21 protein-coding genes are annotated in these 19,368 nt (G+C 65.2%); 11 read left to right on the forward strand and 10 right to left on the reverse strand.

Features of this window, described 5'->3' with window-relative positions:
* Positions 1-7: 7 nt before the first annotated feature.
* Positions 8-1,255 (reverse strand): diaminopimelate decarboxylase, encoded by a 1,248-nt coding sequence (gene lysA / locus HZR81_RS14990; RefSeq protein WP_063539583.1) that lies wholly within the window; start codon positions 1,253-1,255, stop codon positions 8-10.
* 12 nt (positions 1,256-1,267) lie between these two features.
* The gene (lptM, locus tag HZR81_RS14995) at positions 1,268-1,408 is read right to left on the reverse strand and encodes an LPS translocon maturation chaperone LptM (protein ID WP_003283423.1); all 141 of its coding nucleotides are present in this window, start codon (positions 1,406-1,408) and stop codon (positions 1,268-1,270) included.
* A 188-nt stretch (positions 1,409-1,596) separates the two neighbouring features.
* Between lptM and cyaY the strand changes: the two genes are divergently transcribed.
* Both cyaY and rnk read left to right on the forward strand, forming a co-directional pair.
* Positions 1,597-1,929 carry an iron donor protein CyaY gene (gene cyaY, locus HZR81_RS15000; protein WP_020306713.1) on the forward strand — a complete coding sequence of 111 codons (333 nt, stop codon included), beginning with the start codon at positions 1,597-1,599 and terminating at the stop codon, positions 1,927-1,929.
* A gap of 160 nt (positions 1,930-2,089) precedes the next feature.
* The gene (gene rnk, locus HZR81_RS15005; RefSeq protein WP_020306712.1) at positions 2,090-2,494 is read left to right on the forward strand and encodes a nucleoside diphosphate kinase regulator; all 405 of its coding nucleotides are present in this window, start codon (positions 2,090-2,092) and stop codon (positions 2,492-2,494) included.
* A gap of 176 nt (positions 2,495-2,670) precedes the next feature.
* Here the strand turns inward: rnk and HZR81_RS15010 are convergent, their stop codons facing one another.
* From HZR81_RS15010 to argH, 7 genes are all read right to left on the reverse strand, one after another.
* Entirely contained in the window at positions 2,671-5,493 is a 2,823-nt protein-coding gene (locus tag HZR81_RS15010) for a class I adenylate cyclase (RefSeq protein ID WP_267936731.1), read from the reverse strand.
* A gap of 152 nt (positions 5,494-5,645) precedes the next feature.
* The gene (locus HZR81_RS15015; RefSeq protein WP_063539585.1) at positions 5,646-5,891 is read right to left on the reverse strand and encodes a TIGR02647 family protein; all 246 of its coding nucleotides are present in this window, start codon (positions 5,889-5,891) and stop codon (positions 5,646-5,648) included.
* A 79-nt stretch (positions 5,892-5,970) separates the two neighbouring features.
* Positions 5,971-6,414 carry a hypothetical protein gene (locus HZR81_RS15020; protein WP_270053180.1) on the reverse strand — a complete coding sequence of 148 codons (444 nt, stop codon included), beginning with the start codon at positions 6,412-6,414 and terminating at the stop codon, positions 5,971-5,973.
* A gap of 65 nt (positions 6,415-6,479) precedes the next feature.
* Positions 6,480-7,007, reverse strand: a complete 528-nt coding sequence (locus tag HZR81_RS15025; RefSeq protein ID WP_031297359.1) for a hypothetical protein — start codon at positions 7,005-7,007, stop codon at positions 6,480-6,482.
* A gap of 93 nt (positions 7,008-7,100) precedes the next feature.
* Positions 7,101-8,249, reverse strand: coding sequence for an NnrS family protein (locus tag HZR81_RS15030; protein ID WP_278401938.1), 1,149 nt, complete (start codon positions 8,247-8,249; stop codon positions 7,101-7,103).
* 35 nt (positions 8,250-8,284) lie between these two features.
* Complete coding sequence (locus tag HZR81_RS15035; protein ID WP_500128595.1) at positions 8,285-8,764, reverse strand: GNAT family N-acetyltransferase; 480 nt, start codon at positions 8,762-8,764, stop codon at positions 8,285-8,287.
* 192 nt (positions 8,765-8,956) lie between these two features.
* The gene (gene argH / locus HZR81_RS15040) at positions 8,957-10,351 is read right to left on the reverse strand and encodes an argininosuccinate lyase (RefSeq protein WP_500128596.1); all 1,395 of its coding nucleotides are present in this window, start codon (positions 10,349-10,351) and stop codon (positions 8,957-8,959) included.
* 207 nt (positions 10,352-10,558) lie between these two features.
* On the opposite strand from argH, the gene HZR81_RS15045 reads away from it, so the two are divergent.
* The 9 genes from HZR81_RS15045 (at position 10,559) to HZR81_RS15085 (ending at position 18,905) form a co-directional block, all read left to right on the forward strand.
* Entirely contained in the window at positions 10,559-11,617 is a 1,059-nt protein-coding gene (locus HZR81_RS15045) for a sensor histidine kinase (RefSeq protein WP_500128597.1), read from the forward strand.
* Positions 11,614-12,360, forward strand: coding sequence for a LytR/AlgR family response regulator transcription factor (locus HZR81_RS15050; protein WP_102839563.1), 747 nt, complete (start codon positions 11,614-11,616; stop codon positions 12,358-12,360). The genes HZR81_RS15045 and HZR81_RS15050 overlap by 4 nt, the downstream gene beginning before the upstream one ends.
* A gap of 155 nt (positions 12,361-12,515) precedes the next feature.
* Entirely contained in the window at positions 12,516-13,454 is a 939-nt protein-coding gene (gene hemC, locus HZR81_RS15055; protein WP_500128598.1) for a hydroxymethylbilane synthase, read from the forward strand.
* On the forward strand, positions 13,451-14,221 hold the full coding sequence (locus HZR81_RS15060; RefSeq protein ID WP_500128599.1) for a uroporphyrinogen-III synthase: 771 nt from the start codon (positions 13,451-13,453) through the stop codon (positions 14,219-14,221). Before hemC ends, HZR81_RS15060 begins: the two co-directional genes overlap by 4 nt.
* A gap of 16 nt (positions 14,222-14,237) precedes the next feature.
* Positions 14,238-15,413, forward strand: coding sequence for a uroporphyrinogen-III C-methyltransferase (locus tag HZR81_RS15065; protein ID WP_500128600.1), 1,176 nt, complete (start codon positions 14,238-14,240; stop codon positions 15,411-15,413).
* On the forward strand, positions 15,410-16,630 hold the full coding sequence (locus HZR81_RS15070; RefSeq protein WP_500128601.1) for a heme biosynthesis HemY N-terminal domain-containing protein: 1,221 nt from the start codon (positions 15,410-15,412) through the stop codon (positions 16,628-16,630). The genes HZR81_RS15065 and HZR81_RS15070 overlap by 4 nt, the downstream gene beginning before the upstream one ends.
* Positions 16,631-16,749: 119 nt before the next feature.
* A complete protein-coding gene (locus HZR81_RS15075; RefSeq protein WP_063539595.1) occupies positions 16,750-17,241 on the forward strand; it encodes a disulfide bond formation protein B in 492 nt (163 codons plus the stop codon).
* A 252-nt stretch (positions 17,242-17,493) separates the two neighbouring features.
* Positions 17,494-17,961, forward strand: coding sequence for an Rsd/AlgQ family anti-sigma factor (locus HZR81_RS15080; protein ID WP_063539596.1), 468 nt, complete (start codon positions 17,494-17,496; stop codon positions 17,959-17,961).
* A gap of 104 nt (positions 17,962-18,065) precedes the next feature.
* Entirely contained in the window at positions 18,066-18,905 is an 840-nt protein-coding gene (locus HZR81_RS15085) for an AlgP family protein (protein WP_500128602.1), read from the forward strand.
* On the opposite strand, the gene HZR81_RS15090 is transcribed toward HZR81_RS15085, so the two are convergent.
* Positions 18,881-19,357 carry a TIGR02444 family protein gene (locus HZR81_RS15090; protein WP_500128604.1) on the reverse strand — a complete coding sequence of 159 codons (477 nt, stop codon included), beginning with the start codon at positions 19,355-19,357 and terminating at the stop codon, positions 18,881-18,883. The two genes, HZR81_RS15085 and HZR81_RS15090, sit on opposite strands and share 25 nt — an antisense overlap.
* Between the last annotated feature and the right edge of the window lie 11 nt (positions 19,358-19,368).

Consider the following 19,368-nt stretch of genomic DNA (forward strand, 5'->3'; position numbering starts at 1 on the left):
CTTGGCCTCAAGTGGGCAGCAGGCTTTCGCCGGCGTACAGCTCCTGAACGCTCTCGCGACGGCGCACTTCGAAGGCCTGGTCACCATCCACCAGCACCTCGGCGGCGCGGCCGCGGGTGTTGTAGTTGGAGCTCATGACGAAGCCGTAGGCGCCGGCCGAACACACCGCCAGCAGATCGCCTTCGACCAGCGCCAGCTCGCGATCCTTGGCGAGAAAGTCGCCGGTCTCGCAGATCGGCCCGACGATGTCGTAGCGACGGGTATCGCCTTCGTGCGGCTGCACCGCGACCACGTTCATCCAGGCCTGGTACAGCGCCGGGCGGATCAGGTCGTTCATCGCCGCATCGACGATGGCAAAGTCCTTGTGCGCGGTGTGCTTGAGATATTCCACGCGGGTCAGCAGCACGCCGGCGTTAGCGACGATGGAGCGGCCCGGCTCGAACACCAGTGCCAGCCCGCGGCCTTCGATGCGCTGGCGCACGGCCTGGATGTAGTCGCCGGCCAGCGGTGGCTGCTCGTCGCGGTAACGCACTCCAAGGCCGCCACCGAGGTCGAGGTGACGGATCTGGATGCCGCGGGTGGCGAGCCGATCGACCAGCGCCAGCAGGCGGTCGAGGGCATCGAGGAAGGGCGGCAGGCTGGTCAGCTGCGAACCGATGTGGCAGTCGACGCCGACCACGTCCAGGTTCGCCAGCTCGGCGGCCCGGGCGTAGACCGCCTCGGCGTTTTCGATATCGATGCCGAACTTGTTCTCTTTCAGACCGGTGGAAATATATGGATGGGTACCGGCATCCACGTCCGGATTGACCCGCAGCGACACCGGCGCCTTCATGTCCAGCTCGGCGGCAACCTGCTGCAGGCGCTCCAGCTCGTCGGTGGATTCGACGTTGAAGCAGTGCACGCCGACTTCCAGCGCGCGGCGCATGTCGTCGCGGGTCTTGCCGACGCCGGAGAAGACGATACGGCCCGGCTGTCCGCCGGCGGCCAGCACACGCTCCAGCTCACCGCGCGAGACGATGTCGAAGCCGGCGCCGAGGCGCGCCAGCACGTTCAGCACGCCAAGGTTGGAATTGGCTTTGACGGCGAAGCAGACCAGGTGCGGCATGCCATCCAGCGCATCGGCATAGGCCCGGTACTGGGCCTCGATGTGCGCGCGGGAGTAGACGTAGGTCGGGGTGCCGAAGCGTTGCGCGAGTGCGGGCAGTGCCACGCCTTCCGCGAAGAGTTGACCGTCGCGGTACGAGAAGGCCTCCATGAACAGCCTCCTTTAGAGTTCGAAACGGTCTTTGGAACGTTCTTTGACGGTCTGCTCGTCATCCGGCAGGTACAGCGGACCTTTCTGGCCACAACCGCTGAGCGCGGCGGCGAAGACGGCAAGGGCGATGAAGGGAAGCAGAAGGCGCTTCATGGGGGCTGGAATCCTTGAAAAATCTAATCGCCGGAGTATACCCAGCACCCGGCAGATTGCCTATGCGAGCAGCACGTCACACGGCGGCGTTGCTGGCCGCCGGCTCGCTTGATCCGGGCGGGGCCTGCTAAGCTCGCCGCCGTTGAGCGCGGCCTCGTCGCGCGCAGAACAATTCGAGGATGTCTTGCATGAGCCTGAGTGAAGCCCGTTATCACGATCTGGTCGATGCCGTACAGGAGAGCGTCGAGGACGTATTCGACGACACCAACCTGGATGTCGACCTGGAAAACTCCGGTGGCGTGCTGACCGTTCGCTTCGACAATGGCAGCCAGCTGATCCTCAGTCGTCAGCCTGCGCTGCGCCAGCTGTGGGTGGCGGCGCGCTCCGGTGGCTTTCATTTCGATTATGACGAGGGCAGCCAGTTGTGGTTGTGCGATGCCAGTGGCGAACGGCTCGGTGAGTTGCTTTCGCGGGTCACGCTGGAGCAGGGCGGCGAGTCGCTGGAGTTCGAGGATTTGTGACGCCAGCGCCGCGCAGGCCCCGTATTCCGGGGGCTGTCGGCAGGGGCCTTGCTTATTCGGGCTGCTGTGATAGTGTCTCTCGCAGGTCAACAAAACCCCGCCTTCGGGCGGGGTTTTGCTTTTTTCGTGTTTTATTTTTCGCAGGAGCTTGCCAGAACCCATGACCAGTGCACCGCCGATCATCCTTACCAAACTCGATCTGCAGCGCCTCGAGCGGCTGCTCGACAGTCTGGACGACTACGGTCCGGCCGCCGAAGCGCTCGAGCAGGAACTGTCGCGGGCGCAGATCGTGGAACGCAGCGAGATGCCTGCCGGTGTCGTGACCATGAACTCGCGTGTGCATTGCCGCGATGAAGGCAGTGGCAAGGACTACCACCTGACGCTGGTCTACCCACACGATGCCGGCAAGGAAGGCACCGTATCGGTGCTCGCCCCGGTCGGCACTGCGCTGCTGGGCATGAGCGTCGGCCAGCACATCGACTGGCCGGCCCCCGGCGGCAAAATGATCAAGCTCACCCTGCTGGCCATCGAATACCAGCCCGAAGCGGCCGGCGATCCGTTCTGACGGGCAGCGCTTGCGAAATGATCAGCCCGGCCGCCGCTGCGCTCGGGCTGGTAACAGCTTCCGGCAGCTCTGCCTCTCTTGAAGCAACAACCGTTCGATAGCACTGCACCCTGCTGCTGGTTCGTCGGGCCAGAACCTCGCGCCGCGACGTTCGCTGAGGCCCCGTCAGTTTCCTTCTATTGTTCCAAGACCGCGTTCAGTGCCGCCTCCAGCCGCGACTTGTAACGCAGGTATTGCACCGTCTGGCTACGGCCGCTTCCGTGCAAACCGGAGAGGTCAAGATCGGTGATGTAACAGGGGTAGCGTTCGCCCGCGCGGCGGTGTGCGAGGATCGTGCGCGCCACGGCGGCGAACAGGTCTGTACCGTACTCCAGGCCGGAAAATTCCTGCTGGTTGCAGTACAGCGTGACCTGGGAACGGCCGTTCTCGCTCGCATCGACGATGGCTTGCACGTCGTAGAACGGATCGTTGATCTCGCCTTGCGGTAGCGGCCGGCGTTCCAGCTGCGCTGGTTGCGTGGTGCTGGCGGGGCGGATGCGGTAGATCAGGATTGCCGGATCGGTGGTCTCCGCCATGGTGGCGGTCTGCTGCGCCCTGCGCCGATAGAGCATCGATTCGAGAAAGCGCAGCAATGGCTTGAGCAGCGAACGCTCGTCGCGATAAGGCAATGTCTGCTGCCAGAGCGCGTTGCATTCGTCGAGTACGCTCAGCTCCGCCGTTTCGCCCAGGCTACGGTAGAACACCTGCAGGCAGCCCGGGCGGCCTTGGGCCAGCATCAGCGCCAGTTCCTCACCCTCCAGCGCCTTGCGATCGAGCTGCAGCGGGCTGTAGGCGTGGTGCGCCTCGGCGAGATGTTCAACCAGCGCGTCGCGGTCGTTCAGGCTGCTCACGCGCAGGCTGTCGTGGTCACGCTGTAGCACATGGAAGTGCTGACGGACCTGCAGCAGGTAGCGGGCAGCCGGGGCGGCGGCGAGGCTGGCGCACGCATCGTGGAATATTTCTTCGACGCGCCGGCCGATGGCCTGGCCGCGGTTGCGGGCGAAGCAGAATACCTGCAGCTGCGGCTCCGTCTCGCGTGTCGTCTGCTCGACATAGTCGCGCAGGCATTGTGGCAGGGCTGTCGGTCCCTCGTAGCGGGTCACCATCAGCTCGTTCCAGCTGTTGAGGGTGATCTGATCGATGCTCAGTACGAGGTTTTCCGGTGCCGCATTCTGGATGGCCTGTTCGGCGATCGTCGGCTGCTCCGGTGCAAGCTGCATCGGATCCAGCCCGACATTGACCAGCAGCAGTACGCGGCTGGGGCGGCAGGCGGCGAGCAGCGCTTCCTCGCTGACCGGCTGCAGGGGCAGGGGCAGTACGCGGCGCAGATCGCTGAACAGCGCGAACAGCTCTGCCTCGCTCAGGCCGCTGTCGCCGGGAAACAGCGACAGGTGGGTACTGGCATCGACGACACCGTTGCGATGGCACCAGGCGAGCAGCGCGACGAGTTCGCGCGCGCGCTTGAGCGGGGCGTAGTTGGACAGCTCCGGTGCCGTGAGCTGCCCCTGGTAGAGCGACCAATGGGCATCGCCTGCGGCATCGTAGCCGTGGACGAGCGTCAGGCTGTCTTCGCTCATGTCGGGCGATATGCCGAGGTTGATCACCTCCACCTTGCCGGCCTTGCGCTCGATGGCGGCGTACAGGCGGCGCCCCAGTACGCCGAGGTCGCGGCTGGTGAGCGCGCTGGTCGCCTGCAGGCGACGGGTGAACTCACTGAGAAAGCGGTAGCCATAGGTCAGCTCGTTGACCAGCGCGCGGCGCTCCTGGCTGACCTGCCGGACCTTCCAGCGGCTGCGGTTGTCGAGCAGGGAGAACTGTTTTTCGTCCCAACGCCAGTCACGGGTAAAACGTTCCAGCAGGATGCGCTGCCAACTCTTGCTGCGGTTGACCGGTGGCCGGCTCAGTGGTCGGTTGATCTTCAGGTACAGGCAACGTCGGGCCAGCTCCAGGCGCTCACGGTCGCCGCGCTCACTGAGGTAGCGTTCGATGGCCTGGTAGGCAGCGATGTAGGGGTCGAGTTCGTCCAGCGCGTCGAGGCGACCCTGATAGATGGCTTGCTTGAAATCCAGCGCCAGGCAGCGCAACTGTGGGTACTGGCTGGCGTAGACCTCGACCAGCAGCAGCTTGAACAGCGATTTGTAGGGCGCGTCGATGGCCTTGTACAGCTGCCAGAGACCGGCACCGACGAACTCCCCTGGCGGCACCTGGCCAAGGTGGCCGAGATCGAGCACTTCGTCGGCGCGCACGAAGCGCTTGGCCAGCAGCGTCGCGACGTACTCGGCGTAGCGATGCTCTTCGTAATCCGGCACCAGCCACCAGAGTGGTGTGCGGCCACCGAGCCAGAGCGCGGTGCGGTAGAACTCGTCGAGCAACAGGTAATGCTGGGTGGTGCCGCAGTCATCCGAAGTCAGCTTGGCTTCGCGCTGGCCCTGGGTGAAGCGCTGCGGGTCGACCAGAAAGAAGTGCGCCTCGCTGCCCTGGCTCGCGGCCCAGCTGCGTAACAGCTCGCACTTGCGATGCAGTTCCTCGATCTGCTGCGTCGTCAGCTCCGGATCGTGACAGACCCAAACGTCCAGATCGCTGTGCTCATCCTGCGCGACGGTGCCCAGGCTACCCATCAGGAACAGGCCAAGGATGGGTTGGAGTGTCTTGCCGCGCACCGGTTTGTAGGCGAACGAGCGGCTCAGGCGCTGGGCTTCGGCCAGTTGCTCGGCATCCGGCTCGAAATGGGCCAGCCCGGCGGGAGTGCTTGCCGAGACGTAGCCGGGCAGTATCGGATGGTTAACGTGAAACAACAGCGGCAGCAGCTTGAGTACCTGCTGCTGTCGGGTCGACATGGCCTGGGCGGCGCGCTCCAGACGTGCACTGTTGATGGCCAGAAAGCGCGCCCGCAGCGTGGCCAGCACCTTGCGGTCGATGCCGTCTTCGAGAATCGGGTGGATGTGCTGGGTGCGGGTCATGGTGGTTCGTGCAGGCGAGGCTAACCCCTGTTCATCGGCCACTTGGCGTGCGGCTTGAGGCGGGGCGCAAGTTTGCCAGCTGTGAGCGACCAACGGCCAGGGTCGGCATCATCCGTAACCCTGGACTGGCGAAGCGGAACGGCAATGCGGTGTCAGGCCGTGGCGGTTTCCGAGAGGATGGTAAGCAGGGTCTGCGCCTGTTCAGCGGCGTCGCGGCCAAGGCTGGTGAGGTAGCCGCCATCGTTCTGGGTGATCAGGCCCTTGGCGTGGAGGCGGCCGAAAGCGGCGATGGTGGACGGGCTGGCATCGTGATGCACTTTCAGCCCTTCCTGCAGGTTTTCCAGATTGAACTGGCAAAGCACTTCCAGTTCGGCGACCAACTCAGGGGTGTACGACATGCTCGCTCCTTCGGGTGGTGGGCTCATGCCCTGTCCGCTGAGTGTAGATGCTGGCGGCGACCCTGCCTTGATCCAGGTCCTATTCGGATGCCTGCGGCAGTTCCGGCAGCTTGCGCAGCATGGCCTCGTAGGCCGCACCGTCGAAGGGGCGGTCTTCGCTGAGCATCGCGCGGATCTCGTGGGCGAGGACCAGCGCCATCATCTGCAGGCATTCGTCGCGCTCGTAGCCGACCAGCGTCAGCTTGTTCAGCGTGGCCTGGGTGGCCGCGGGCTCGCCGGCTTCAAGCTGATTCTCGATCGCCTGGATCAGGGTTTCTTCGGCGAACGCTTCATCTTCATCGTTGCTAGGGGTGTCTTGCGCCATGGCAGGGGTCTCGTCGAGCGGGGCCGGATTTTCTGCGTCCAGCTGGCATATCGTGCAGCTGCCGTCATCCGGGCGGTTGGTTTCGACGTAGCGTACCCGGCGTTGAGCGGCCTGGCGATCGGCATCGACGCGATAGCGGGGGCGGTCTGGATCGGACATGGCTTCCTCCATACGGATGCATCCAGCTAAGCACCGGCTGCCCCGTGAAGCAATGCTGCGGCGCGTCAGTCCATCAGGCTCAGGGCCAGGCAGAGCAGGCCGAATGCGCTCCAGACCAGCGAGAAGATGATCGGCGTGCGCAGTGAAAACAGCAGGGTGCGCTTGTAGCGAGGCCCGCCGACTGGGCTGCTGCCTTCGCCGAACAGCGCCGATTCGTTGTTCGGCAGCATGCCGACGCGGCCTTCGAGCTGCAGCAGTTCGGACTGTTTCTGATGCCAGCGCTCGATGACGTCGAAATTGGACTTGATGCCGGGCATCGCGTGCAGCGATGTGATGAGGCCGAGCACCGAGAGAATCGCCGGCACCACCAGGCGGAACAGCTCGCCCCACTCAGGGTTACTGTTGGCCATCGACGAGGCGAAGGCAATCATCAGGAACGACTGCGACGACAGGTAGGCGCTGGTGCGTTCGGCCAGCAGCGAGGACTCGAAATGTATTTCGGAGCGGTAGAAGATCAGGCGCTCCTTGGGCGAGTCGAAGAGCTCGGCTCCCTGGGTGTCCTGGTTCAGTAGCAGGGTGCGCAGGTCGGTCATGCAGGCCTCGGCGAATGCGGCGGCGGACATGGGAGCAGTCGCCGGCGGTTGCATGTAGGTCAAGCGTAATGCGCGAGAGTTCCGGTCGATGACTCAGTGATTAGCGTTGCCGCGAGGACTATCCGAATGGGCGTCGCGACAACGCCAGAGCAGCAAGGTCAGCGCCATAAAGGCCAGCGACCAGCAACCGGCGGCGAGCAGCAGCCAGGCCGGGTGAGGCTGACTCAGCACGGCGGGCAGCACGCGAGCCAGCGCCGCCAAGCTGATCAGCAACGCCACGCCCTGTATCCAGCGCTGCGCCGCGGGATCGCGGAAACGGTAGATCAGCCGCGTGCGGGCCATGACTGCGAAAGTCAGGCTGCCCAGCGCGCCGACGGTCAAGGCGTGCAGCGTTGCGTTCAATGGCAGCGCCGGTAGCAGCGTACCCAGGCCAAGCAATAGCAGGCCAATGGCGAGCCAGGCATAGCCGAGCAGCAGCGTCAGCAACTCGGGCCTTGCGCAGCGCCAGGGTTGCCAGCGCAGCAGGCGGATGGTCGTGAGTACGGCAGCGGCGACCAGTACGGCGCCGGTCAGGTGCCGAATGAGCGGCCAGGGCAGAAGATTCAGCAGCAGAGCGAGGCCGAGCAGGATCAGCACGGCGCCTTCGATCTGCGGCTGCACCCGCGCATCCAGTCGCCATCCCCGGCTCTGCGCGTACCCGGCGATGGCTGGCGCGATGATCCGTCCGCCCATGAAGAACATCAGGGTGGCGAGCAATAGCAGCGCCTCCTCCAGCATGAGGCGGTCGAAGCCAGCGCCAAAGCCGCCGCTGGCGATGGCGCTGAGCAGACTCAGCCCGGCGACCACGGGTGCGACGCTCTGGTTACGCCATTTCTTCGCGGCGCCGAGAAAGCGCGGCAACACTTTCCAGGCAAGGCCGGTGGCAAAGGCGGCGGCGCAGATCAGTGCCAGCCACGAGCCCGGCCACAGCAGGAAGCTCAGTCGTGCGAGCGCCCAGCAGCCGAGCAGCGTCAGGGTAAAGCGCAGTCGCTGCGGGCCGAGCAGGTAGCCGGCGATCACCGCCAGGGCGAAGCCGAAGAGCATTTCGTGGGCGTGACCGGCGGATGTGGCGAGCCCGGGCAACGCGGGAAGCAGGCCAAGTAGTGCCAGTAGCGAATACGGCAGGATCAGCGCCGCGTAGAGCGCGGCAGCCGGGAAGAACCAGGCATTGGCAAAGGGCAGGCGCGCTTTGCGCGGCGGCATCGCGGCTGGTGGCGCAGGCGTGCTGGAACGATTGCTCAACCTGCCGCGAACTCTGACAGTGCGTCGCCGGCAAGGCGGTAGCCGATCCACTCGCTCTGCGGCCGGGCGCCGATGGATTCGTAGAAGTCGATGGCTGGCTGATTCCAGTCCAGCACCGACCACTCGAAGCGCCCGCAGCCGCGTGCCACCGCCAGTTTGGCCAGATGACGCAGCAGAGCCTTGCCGGCGCCGACGCCGCGCTGCTGCGGTGTGACGTAGAGGTCTTCCAGATACAGGCCGTGCTTGCCCAGCCAGGTCGAGTAGTTGAAGAAGTACACCGCATAGCCGATCGGCTCGCCGTCCAGCTCGCAAATCAAACCATGGGCGCTGCTGCCGTCGGCGAACAGGCTGTTCTCGATGCCGGCGATGTCGGTCTTGACCTCGTGCTCGGCCTTTTCATAGATGGCCAGATCGGTGATGAAGCGCAGGATCAATGCGGCGTCTTCGCGAACCGCGGGGCGAATGTCGAGGGGCATCTCAAGCTTCCTGAACGGGAGAGGGTGAGCGCATTGTTGCGCCAGTTGGCGGGCTTGTGGGGATGGCCATCGCCTGCCGCTGGAACCGTACATCGGCCCGATGACGGTCACCGAGCTGTAGCGCCAGACGGCGCGACAGCCCGGGTCGGCCGCAAGCTGAACAGCCGACCGCAAGCGGTCGGCCGACTCCGGTCAGCGGGACGCGAGCAGCGCCAGGCCGCGCTTGACCGCGGCGCGCACCTGATTAGGCGCCGTGCCGCCGATATGGTCACGGGCGTTCACCGAGCCTTCCAGGGTCAGCACGGCGAACACGTCGTCGCCGATCTGATCGCTGAACTGGCGCAGTTCGTCGAGGCTCATCTCGGCCAGATCCTTACCGGTCTGCACGCCGTACTTCACCGCATGGCCGACGATCTCGTGACAGTCGCGGAAGGGCAGGCCTTTGCGCACCAGGTAGTCGGCCAGATCCGTGGCGGTGGAGAAGCCGCGCAACGCCGCCTCGCGCATGATTTCGCGCTTGGGCTTGATCGCCGGAACCATGTCGGCGAAGGCCCGCAGCGAGTCGCGCAGGGTGTCGGCGGCGTCGAACAGGGGTTCCTTGTCTTCCTGGTTGTCCTTGTTGTACGCCAGCGGCTGGCCCTTCATCAGCGCGAGGAGACCGGTCAGCGCGCCGAACACGCGGCCGGTCTTGCCGCGTACCAGCTCGGGCACGTCCGGGTTCTTCTTCTGCGGCATGATGGAGGAGCCGGTGCAGAAGCGATCCGGCAGGTCGATGAACTGGAACTGGGCGCTGGTCCAGAGCACCAGCTCTTCGGAGAAGCGCGATAGGTGCATCATCGCCACGGAGGCGGCGGCGCAGAACTCGATGGCGAAGTCGCGATCGGAGACGCCGTCCAGCGAGTTGCCGGAAATCGCTTCGAAACCCAGCAGCTCGCAGGTGATTTCCCGCTGGATCGGGTAGGTGGTGCCGGCCAGTGCGGCCGAGCCGAGCGGCATGCGGTTGGTGCGCTTGCGGCAGTCGACCAGGCGCTCGTAGTCGCGGCTGAGCATCTCGAACCAGGCCAGCAGGTGATGGCCGAAGGTCACAGGCTGGGCGGTCTGCAGGTGGGTGAAGCCGGGCATGATGGTGTCGGCTTCGGCCTCGGCGAGACCCAGCAGACCCTGCTGCAGACGAGTGATTTCGCCGAGGATCACGTCGATTTCGTCGCGCAGCCAGAGGCGGATGTCGGTGGCGACCTGGTCGTTGCGGCTGCGTCCGGTGTGCAGCTTCTTGCCGACGATGCCGATGCGGTCGGTCAGGCGCGCCTCGATGTTCATGTGCACGTCTTCCAGGTCCACGCGCCAGTCGAAGGCGCCGGCCTCGATCTCGCCCTGGATGTCCTTCAGGTTGGTGATGATCTGCTCGCGCTCATCGGCGTTCAGCACGCCGGCTTTTTCCAGCATCGTCGCATGGGCGATCGAACCCATGATGTCGTGGCGATAGAGGCGCTTGTCGAACTCGACGGAGGCGGTGAATCGGGCGACGAAGGCGTCGACGGGCTCGCTGAAACGGCCGCCCCAGGACTGGTTGGTCTTGTCGGTGCTCATGTATGCGCTCGCTGAAATCCGAAGGCTGAGGAAAGGCGGCGATGATAGCAGGGATGGCGCTGCGGGCGGGCACACCGGGCGCAGCCGGGCGAAGGGTGAGCTGGCTGGCAAATCCGCACGATTTCGCCTTCGCCGACGGGTGCTTGGCTTGCCGTCACCGAGGCGTGCAAGGAAACTCCCGGCAGGTCGATCCACAGGCTGATCCGCGTGAAAACCACCGCCGTATCCGATGATTTCTTCGTTCCCGAGCTGTGCCAGCCCGAGGCCTTGCTCGGCCTTGTCCTGCTCGCCGAGCTGCTGGTGTTCGTGCTGGTGCTGGCCGAACCGATGCAGCCGGGCTTCGACTGGATGCGCCTGGCGCTGACCTCGCTGTTCGTGCAGTGGATCGTGCTGCTGTCGGCCGGCACCATGTGTCTGCTGCGTCCGCTGTTGGCGCGGCTCCGCGCGGCGTTGGCCGGGCTGGCGTGCTGCGCGCTGGTGGTCGGGCTGACCCTGGCCTGCACCTCCGTGGCCGATATCTACCAGCTCGGTGGCCCGATCTCGCGTGACGGCGAGGTCAACCTTTACCTGCGGCACGCGCTGATCAGCCTGATCATGTCGGGCCTGCTGCTACGCTATTTCTATCTGCAGAGCCAGTGGCGGCGGCAGGAGCAGGCCGAGCTGCGGGCACGGATCGAGTCGCTGCAGGCGCGCATTCGTCCGCATTTCCTGTTCAACAGCCTCAACAGCATTGCCGCGCTGGTGGCCAGCGATCCGGCCAAGGCCGAGCAGGCGGTGCTGGACCTGTCCGACCTGTTTCGCGCCAGCCTGGCGCGGCCGGGCACGCTGGTGGCCTGGTGTGACGAACTGGAGCTGTCGCGCCGCTACCTGTCGATCGAACAGTACCGCTTGGGCGACCGGCTGCAGATGGACTGGCGGGTCGACAGCGTACCGGACGACCTGCCGATTCCGCAGCTGACGCTGCAGCCGCTGCTGGAGAATGCGCTGGTCTATGGCATTCAGCCACGTATCGACGGCGGTCTGGTCAGCGTAGCCGCTGAATATGTCGATGGTGTGTTTCAGTTGGTGGTCAGCAACCCGTTCGACGAAACCGCTCAAGCGCAGGCTTCACGGGGTACGCGGCAGGGTTTGCAGAACATCGACGCACGATTAGCGGCACTTTTCGGTCCGCTAGCGAGTCTCAGCGTGGAGCGCCGTGAAGGCCGCCATTACACATGTCTACGCTATCCATGTGCGAGACAAACGCAGGAAGCCAGATCTATATGAATGTCCTGATTGTCGATGACGAACCTCTAGCCCGCGAGCGCCTCAGCCGACTGGTAGGTGACCTCGACGGCTATCGTGTCCTCGAGCCTGCTGCCAGCAATGGCGAAGAAGCACTGACGCTGATCGAGGAACTGCGCCCTGATATCGTGCTGCTGGATATCCGCATGCCCGGGCTCGATGGTCTGCAGGTTGCAGCCAAGCTTTGCGAGACGGATGCGCCGCCAGCGGTGATTTTCTGTACTGCCCATGATGAATTCGCCCTGGATGCGTTCCAGGTCAGCGCGGTTGGCTATCTGGTCAAGCCGGTGCGCCCGGAGCACCTGTCCGAGGCGCTGAAGAAGGCCGAGCGGCCCAATCGCGTTCAGCTCGCTGCCTTGACCCGTCCGGCTGCGGTGTCCGGTGCCGGGCCGCGCAGCCACATCAGCGCGCGCACCCGCAAGGGCATCGAGCTGATTCCGCTGGACCAGGTGATCTACTTCATCGCCGACCACAAGTACGTCACCCTGCGCCACGTTGGTGGCGAGGTGCTGCTGGACGAGCCGTTGAAATCCCTTGAAGACGAGTTCGGTGAACGCTTCGTGCGCATCCATCGCAACGCGCTGGTGTTCCGCGATCGGATCGAGCGTCTGCAGCGCACGCCGCTCGGGCACTTCCAGCTGTTCCTCAAGGGACTCGATGGCGAGGCGTTGACCGTGAGTCGGCGCCACGTGGCCGGTGTGCGCAAGCTGATGCAGAACCTCTGAGCCAGCACGGCTCGCTGGGTTGGTGACCGTCAGCTGTTACGGCTGGCGGGCTCCGGCGTGGTGGCGTGACAGCGCGCTTTACTTGATTCCGGCCAACCCAGGCTGGTTGTCCGGCCTGTTATCATCGTCGGCAATTCACTGTTCTGGAATTGTCCATGTCTCGCGAAATTCGCATCGCCACCCGCAAGAGTGCCCTGGCCCTGTGGCAGGCCGAATACGTCAAGGCGCGCCTGGAGGCGTCGCACCCGGGGCTCAAGGTCAGCCTGGTGCCGATGGTCAGCCGCGGCGACAAACTGCTCGACGCGCCGCTGGCGAAGATTGGCGGCAAGGGTCTGTTCGTCAAGGAACTGGAAACGGCACTGATGGAGAACGAAGCGGACATCGCCGTGCACTCCATGAAGGACGTGCCGATGGAATTTCCCGAAGGGCTGGGCCTGTACTGCATCTGCGAGCGTGAAGATCCGCGCGATGCCTTCGTTTCCAACCACTTCGACGACCTCGATGCGCTGCCGCCCGGCAGCGTGGTCGGCACCTCGTCGCTGCGTCGCCAGGCCCAGCTGCTGGCGCGGCGGCCGGACCTGAAAATCCAGTTCCTGCGCGGCAACGTCAACACCCGACTGGCCAAGCTCGATGCAGGTGAGTACGACGCCATCATCCTCGCTGCCGCCGGGCTGATTCGCCTCGGCTTCGGTGAGCGCATCCGTTCCAGCATCGGCGTCGACGAGAGCCTGCCGGCCGGCGGGCAGGGCGCGGTGGGCATCGAGTGCCGTACTGACGACAGCGAGCTGCATGCACTGTTGGCCTGCCTGAACCACGCACCGACCGCCACCCGTGTGGTCGCCGAGCGCGCCCTGAACAAGCGCCTGAACGGCGGCTGCCAGGTGCCGATCGCCTGTTACGCGGTGCTCGAAGGCGAGCAGCTGTGGTTGCGCGGATTGGTCGGCCAGCCGGACGGCACCGTGCTGCTGCGCGCCGAAGGCCGGGCACCTGCCGCCGAAGCCGAGGCGTTGGGCGTGCAGGTCGCCGAGGAGCTGCTGGCCCAGGGTGCCGAGCAGATCCTCAAGGCGGTCTATGGCGAGGCTGGTCACGCGTGACTGGCTGGCGCCTGCTGCTGACCCGGCCGGCCGGAGAATGCGAGGTGCTGGCGGCAACACTCGCCGAAGCCGGCGTGCACAGCGCCAGTCTGCCGCTGCTGGCGATCGAGCCGTTGCCGGAAACGGCCGAGCAGCGTGCGGCGATCCTCGAGCTGGATCGCTATTGCGCCGTCATCGTGGTCAGCAAACCGGCTGCCCGACTGGGCCTGGAGCTGCTCGACCGCTATTGGCCGCAGCCCCCGTTCGGTCAAGCCTGGTTCAGCGTCGGTGCCGCCACCGGGGCGATCCTCGAAGCCTATGGGCTGGATGTCAGCTGGCCCGAGCGGGGTGACGACAGCGAGGCGCTGCTGGTCCTGCCGCAGTTGGAACAGGCGCTGGCGAGGCGCGATCCGAAGGTGCTGATCCTGCGTGGCGAGGGTGGCCGCGAGTTTCTCGCCGAGACATTGCGCGCGCGCGGGGTGCAGGTGGATATCCTCGAACTGTACCGGCGCTACCTGCCCGATTATCCCGCTGGAACACTTGCCGCCACGCTCCGCTCGGAACGGCTCAACGGCCTGGTGGTCAGCAGTGGGCAGGGTCTGCTGTCGCTGTATGAGCTGGCAGCCGATACCTGGCCCGAATTGTCTGAGCTACCCTTGTTCGTACCCAGCCCGCGGGTGGCGGAGATGGCTCGGCAGCTGGGCGCCAAACGAATTGTGGATTGCCGCGGCGCCAGCGCCGCGGCCTTGCTGGCGGCGTTGCGGGAGACCGCGGTGACCGCCTCCTGAAGCAAAGGATGGAAACGTGAGCGAAGCAGATTCCAAGAAAGAACCGCTGCAACCCCCCGCCAGTGAGCCGGCTCCGGCCGTCGAGCCCGCCAAGTCGTCCAAGCCTGCCCCGTCCAAGCCTGTCGCCAGTGGCGGCGCCAAGTCCCTGGCAACCGTGGCGCTGCTGGTCGGGCTGGGTGGCGTAGCGCTCGCTGGTTACGGCGTCTGGCAGCTGCAGCAGCTCGGCGCCGACGAGGATCGTCAGCTCGAAGCCCTGCAGAGCACCGATGAGAAGACTCGCCAGCTGGCCGAGCGTGAGCGCCAGATGGCGGCACGTCTCGGCCGTCTGGAGCAACTGCCTTCGGCCAGCGAGCTGGAGGAGCGGCGGCGCTTGCTGGCGACGCTGCAGAGCGATCAACAGCGCCTTTCCGGGCGTGTCGAGCAGGTGCTCGGTGCCAGTCGCGAAGAGTGGCGCCTGGCGGAGGCCGAGCACCTGCTGCGCATGGCGATGCTGCAGCTGTCGGCCATGCAGGACGTGAAAAGCGCCGAAATGCTGGTTCACGAGGCCGATCTGATCCTGCAGAAGCAGGACGATCCCGCTGCCTACAGCACGCGGCAGAAACTGCTGGAAGGGCTCGAGGGTCTGCGTAGCCTGCCGGAACTCGATCGCACCGGGCTGTTTCTGCAGCTCGGCGCCTTGCGTGGGCAGACCGCTCAGCTCAGCGCACTGGCACCGGAGTTCGTCAATGGCGAGGCGCAGCCGGAGAGCGCCCAGGACAGCCGCTGGCAACGCTGGCTGAACGAGCTGACGCGCTACGTGCGGGTGGACTTCGACGCCGGTGCCGACGTCAAGCCGCTGCTTGCCGGGCAGACCCTGGGCCAGGTGCGTCTGGCCCTTTCGCTGGCTATCGAGCAGGCCCAGTGGGCGGTGCTCAATGGCAATGCCGAGGTCTACCGGCAGTCACTGGAGCAGGCCAGCTCGGTGCTCAAGGATCACTTCAGTGAAGACAATGGCCAGGCTCGCGGTCTGCGCAAGCGTCTCGAAGAGCTTTCACAGCGCGAGGTGGAGGTGACCCTGCCCGATCTCGCGCCGGCGCTCGAGGCGCTGCAGGCCTACGTACAGAAGCGTGAACGCCGCGACGCGGGCGATACAGGCGAAGCGCCCGCCCAGCCCGAGACGCAGGATGCCGAGCAGGAGGCCCAGCGCACATGAAAAGACTGGCGTTGCTACTCATTCTGCTGCTTGCCGTCGCCGGATTCCTCGGCTGGGCGATCAGCCAGAGCGCTGGCTACGTGCTGATCACATATGATCAGTTCCGCTACGAGTCGAGCTTCTGGGTCTTCCTTGCCCTGATCGCAAGCCTGTGGCTGGTGGCCGTTGTGGTGCACTGGCTACTGGGGCTGTTGCAAATCTCCGGTGCGCTGGTCAACCCATGGTCGCGTCGCCATCGCGAACGCCGCGTGGAGAAGGCGTCCCGCAGCGGCCTGCGCGAGCTTGCCGAAGGCCAATGGGCGCCGGCGCTCAATCACCTGCAACTGGCCGCCGAGAAGGATCGCCAGCCGTTGGTGCATTATCTGGGGGCAGCGCGGGCGGCCAACGAGCTGGGCGAGTATGCCCAGAGCGATGAGCTGCTGCAGAAGGCTCGCGAGCGTGAACCCGAGGCGGCGTTGGCGATCGGCCTGACCCAGGCGCAGCTGCAGATTGCTCGCGGCCAGTATGTCGAGGCGCGCGCCTCGCTCAGCGAGCTGCAGAACGACCATCCGCGACATCCCTATGTACTGACGCTGCTGCAACAGCTGTATGTCCAGCTCGAGGACTGGGCAGCGCTGTGTCGGCTGCTGCCAGAGCTGCGCAAGCATCGCGTGCTGCCAGCGGCCAAGCTCAGCGAGCTGGAAGTGCTGGCCTGGACGGCAGCGGTCGAACAGGCCGGGCAGCCGTCAGAGCTGGCTACCGAGGCGAGCATCGAGGCGCTGAATCAGCGTTGGCAGACCGTCCCCAGCGCGCTGCGAGGGGAGCCACTGGTGGTGCGCGCCTACGCCGACGGACTCGCTCGCCTCGGTGCCCAGGGGAAAGCCGAGGAGGTTCTCTACGCGGCGATCAAACGACAGTACGACGATCGACTGGTGGAACGCTATGGCCGCGTACTCGGGCGTGATCCGGCGCGCCAGCTGGCGCATGCCGAAGGCTGGCTCAAGGATCATCCGCAAAACCCCGTGCTGCTGCTTGCGCTGGGACGGCTCAGTCTGCGCAACGAGCTATGGGGCAAGGCGCGCGACTATTTCGAGGCGAGCCTACGCTTCGACCACCGCCCGGAAACCTGCGCCGAGCTGGCGCGTCTTCTGGCGCAACTGGGCGATACCGAAAGCAGCAATCGCCTGTTCCAGCAGGGCGTCGGTTTGCTCGATCGCAATCTGCCCGCGACTCTGTGACCGGCTCGTCAGGTCCGCCATGTGCCGGGCTTGACGCTTGCGCGCGTCTTTCTCGCCGCTTGTAAGGCTGTCCAGGTTTCCACTACCGTAGCGGACTTTCCCTCGCAAGCGGAGCCACCATGCGTCTGGCCAGCCCACGTTCCCTGTTCCTTCTCGCTTTTATCGGAAGCGCGCTGCTGATCGTCGTTGCGCTCTACATGGAACACGTAATGGGGCTGGCGCCGTGCCCACTGTGCATTGTCCAGCGCATCTGCGTGATCGCCTTCGGCCTGACCTGCCTGGTGGCTGCGATTCACGGACCGGCCAAGACCGGGCGGCGCGTTTACGCTGGTGTCGGCCTGTTGTTCGTACTGTTCGGCAGCGCCACTGCCATTCGCCAGATCTGGTTGCAGAGCGTGCCGGCCGATCAGCTGCCGAGCTGCCTGCCGAGCCTGGAATACATGATGGAAGCGTTGCCCTTCCAGGAAATCGCCCGCCTAGTGCTGCACGGCACCGCGGAGTGCGCCGAAGTGAGCTGGACGATGCTCGGGCTGAGCATTCCCGAGTGGAGTCTACTGGCCTTCATCGGCATGGCCATTGTCTGTCTGGCGCAGCTATTGCGCCGCGACTGAGCAAAACTTTCCTTCTTACCGTCGAACTCCCGCTGCGCTAGCAGGGTCTTCTCATGGACGTGCAGCGGCTAGGTGCGCTTGCGAGATTCGTCGGCTTTTCGCTTGATGCATCGAGCAGCGCGGCATAGTCTGCTCCTGCGGTGACGGATTTTCGCCATCCGCTGCCGCCACTCACCCAGGGCCGATACCGAAAGACAGAAAAACGTCTCGGAATGGCGTAAAAGCATCATCGATTAGGGAAGTGAGGACATCATGCTCGAGAGCTGTCGCAATGCCCAGGAACGCTGGGGTGGTGTACATCTGCTGATCGATCGCTGGCTGCACGAGCGCCATGCACTGATCAATGCCTATCACGAGTTGCATACCGATCGCGACGCGACCGCTCGACAGGCACTGCAGCGGTTCTGCGAATACCTGGTCGACTACGTCTCGGCCGGCCACTTCGAAATCTACGAACAACTGCTCGCCGAGGCCGAAGCGTTCGGCGATGCCCGCGCGATCGAGTTGGCCAAGCAGATCTACCCGCGTATCGAGACCATCACCAAGGTTGCGTTGGGCTTCAATGATCGTTGCGAGAAGGGCGATTGCCTGGGTAGCCCAGGCTTGGCCGACGAGCTCAAGCAGCTGGGCCAGCTGCTGCATGAGCGCTTCGAGCTGGAAGACTGCCTGATCGAAGTCCTGCATAACGCGCACAAACAGGCAGACGCCACTACCGCATGAGATGGTGGCCATGGCGCTGCCGGCCGGAGCCGCTCGGCGGGCGCTGGCGGCGCTAGAGCCGGCCGTCTAGTATGGGGGCACCGTTCCTGCCAGGAGGCGCCTCCATGCCCGCGAAGAAGAAGTCGGTTACCACCCCGCTGCATTTGCTGCAGCAGCTTTCCCTCAGTCTGATTGACCACCTTGACCAGGCCTGCGCTCGGGCGATCAAGGATGCCGAAAGCACGCTTGCCAAGCTGCAGAAGCAGCGAGGCAAGGCTCAGGACAAGCTGACCAAGGTCCGTGCCAAGCTGGACGACGCCGGCAATGCGGGCAAGGCCAAGGCACAGGTCAAGGCGCGCTCCCGGCTCGGCGAGTTGGAAGAGTCCCTCGCATTGCTGCAGAGCCGGCAGAGCGAAACCCTGACCTACCTGGCCGATCTCAAGCGCGATGCTGAGCAGAGCCTGAAGCTGGCCCAGGGTATCCGCAAGGTCGCCGATGATGCTGACAAGGCCTTGCGCAGTCAGCCTGCGACTGCTGTCAAGCCCGCCGCACCCTCCCGTCCGGCTGCGCGCAAGCCTGCCAGCAAGGTCGCCCCAGCTGCAGCCAAGCCGGCGGCCGCATCTGCCAAAGCTCCGGCGACCAAAACAGCGGTGACGCCGGCTGCTAAAGCGCCAGCCAAGGCTCCGGCAAAAGCTCCGACCAAGACAGCCGCGAAGACCTCGGCCGGCACTGCCGCGGCCAAGCCTGCGGCTACACGCCCTGCAACGGCCAAGGCTCCGGCCCGCGCACGCTCGGCCACTGCGGCCAGACCCGCTGCGGCCGCGCAGTCCGCCAACAGCGCTGAGCCCGTTGCGGCTGAGGCAGCGGCCAAGCCCACGGCGGCCAAGCCCGCGGCGAAAAAGCCTGCTGCTCGCAAGCCTGCAGCCAAGCGCACCGCGACTCAGAAAGCTGCCAGCTCCAGCTGAGTCTGATAAGCCGCGTTGCGCAGGATTTCCAGCGCAACGTGGCAACTACCTTTCGGCCCAAGAGCGCGCAACCACTGGTCGGCACCTGCGCTTTCGCTCCATTCGCAGCTCGCCGTCTGCAGCCGCTCCAGCAGGCTGCGCTCAGCTTGCAGTTCCAGCGTCTTGAGTGACTCGCGCAGTTCTCGCAAGGCTTCGTCCTGTTCCGCCGGCGAGCGCCATGCCTGGCGCAGTTCGCGCAGTGGCTCCACCACCCTGTGTCGCCAGGGTGCGGCGACTTCTTCCAGCGCACGCATCCGCTCCGGACTGCATGCCACTCCGCGTACCTCCAGCCAGGCCGCGCAGATCAGCACACAGACATCCGCGCCCTGACTTTGCAGTTCCAGGCAGGCGCTCTCGACCCCCTCTCGTGCATAGCAGTGCAGGGCGAAGGTCCAGAGATCAGGGTTGAGCATAAGTGGTACGC

The sequence above is a fragment of the Pseudomonas sp. LM13 genome, from assembly GCF_041381355.1.
In the GTDB taxonomy this organism is placed as follows: domain Bacteria; phylum Pseudomonadota; class Gammaproteobacteria; order Pseudomonadales; family Pseudomonadaceae; genus Stutzerimonas; species Stutzerimonas frequens.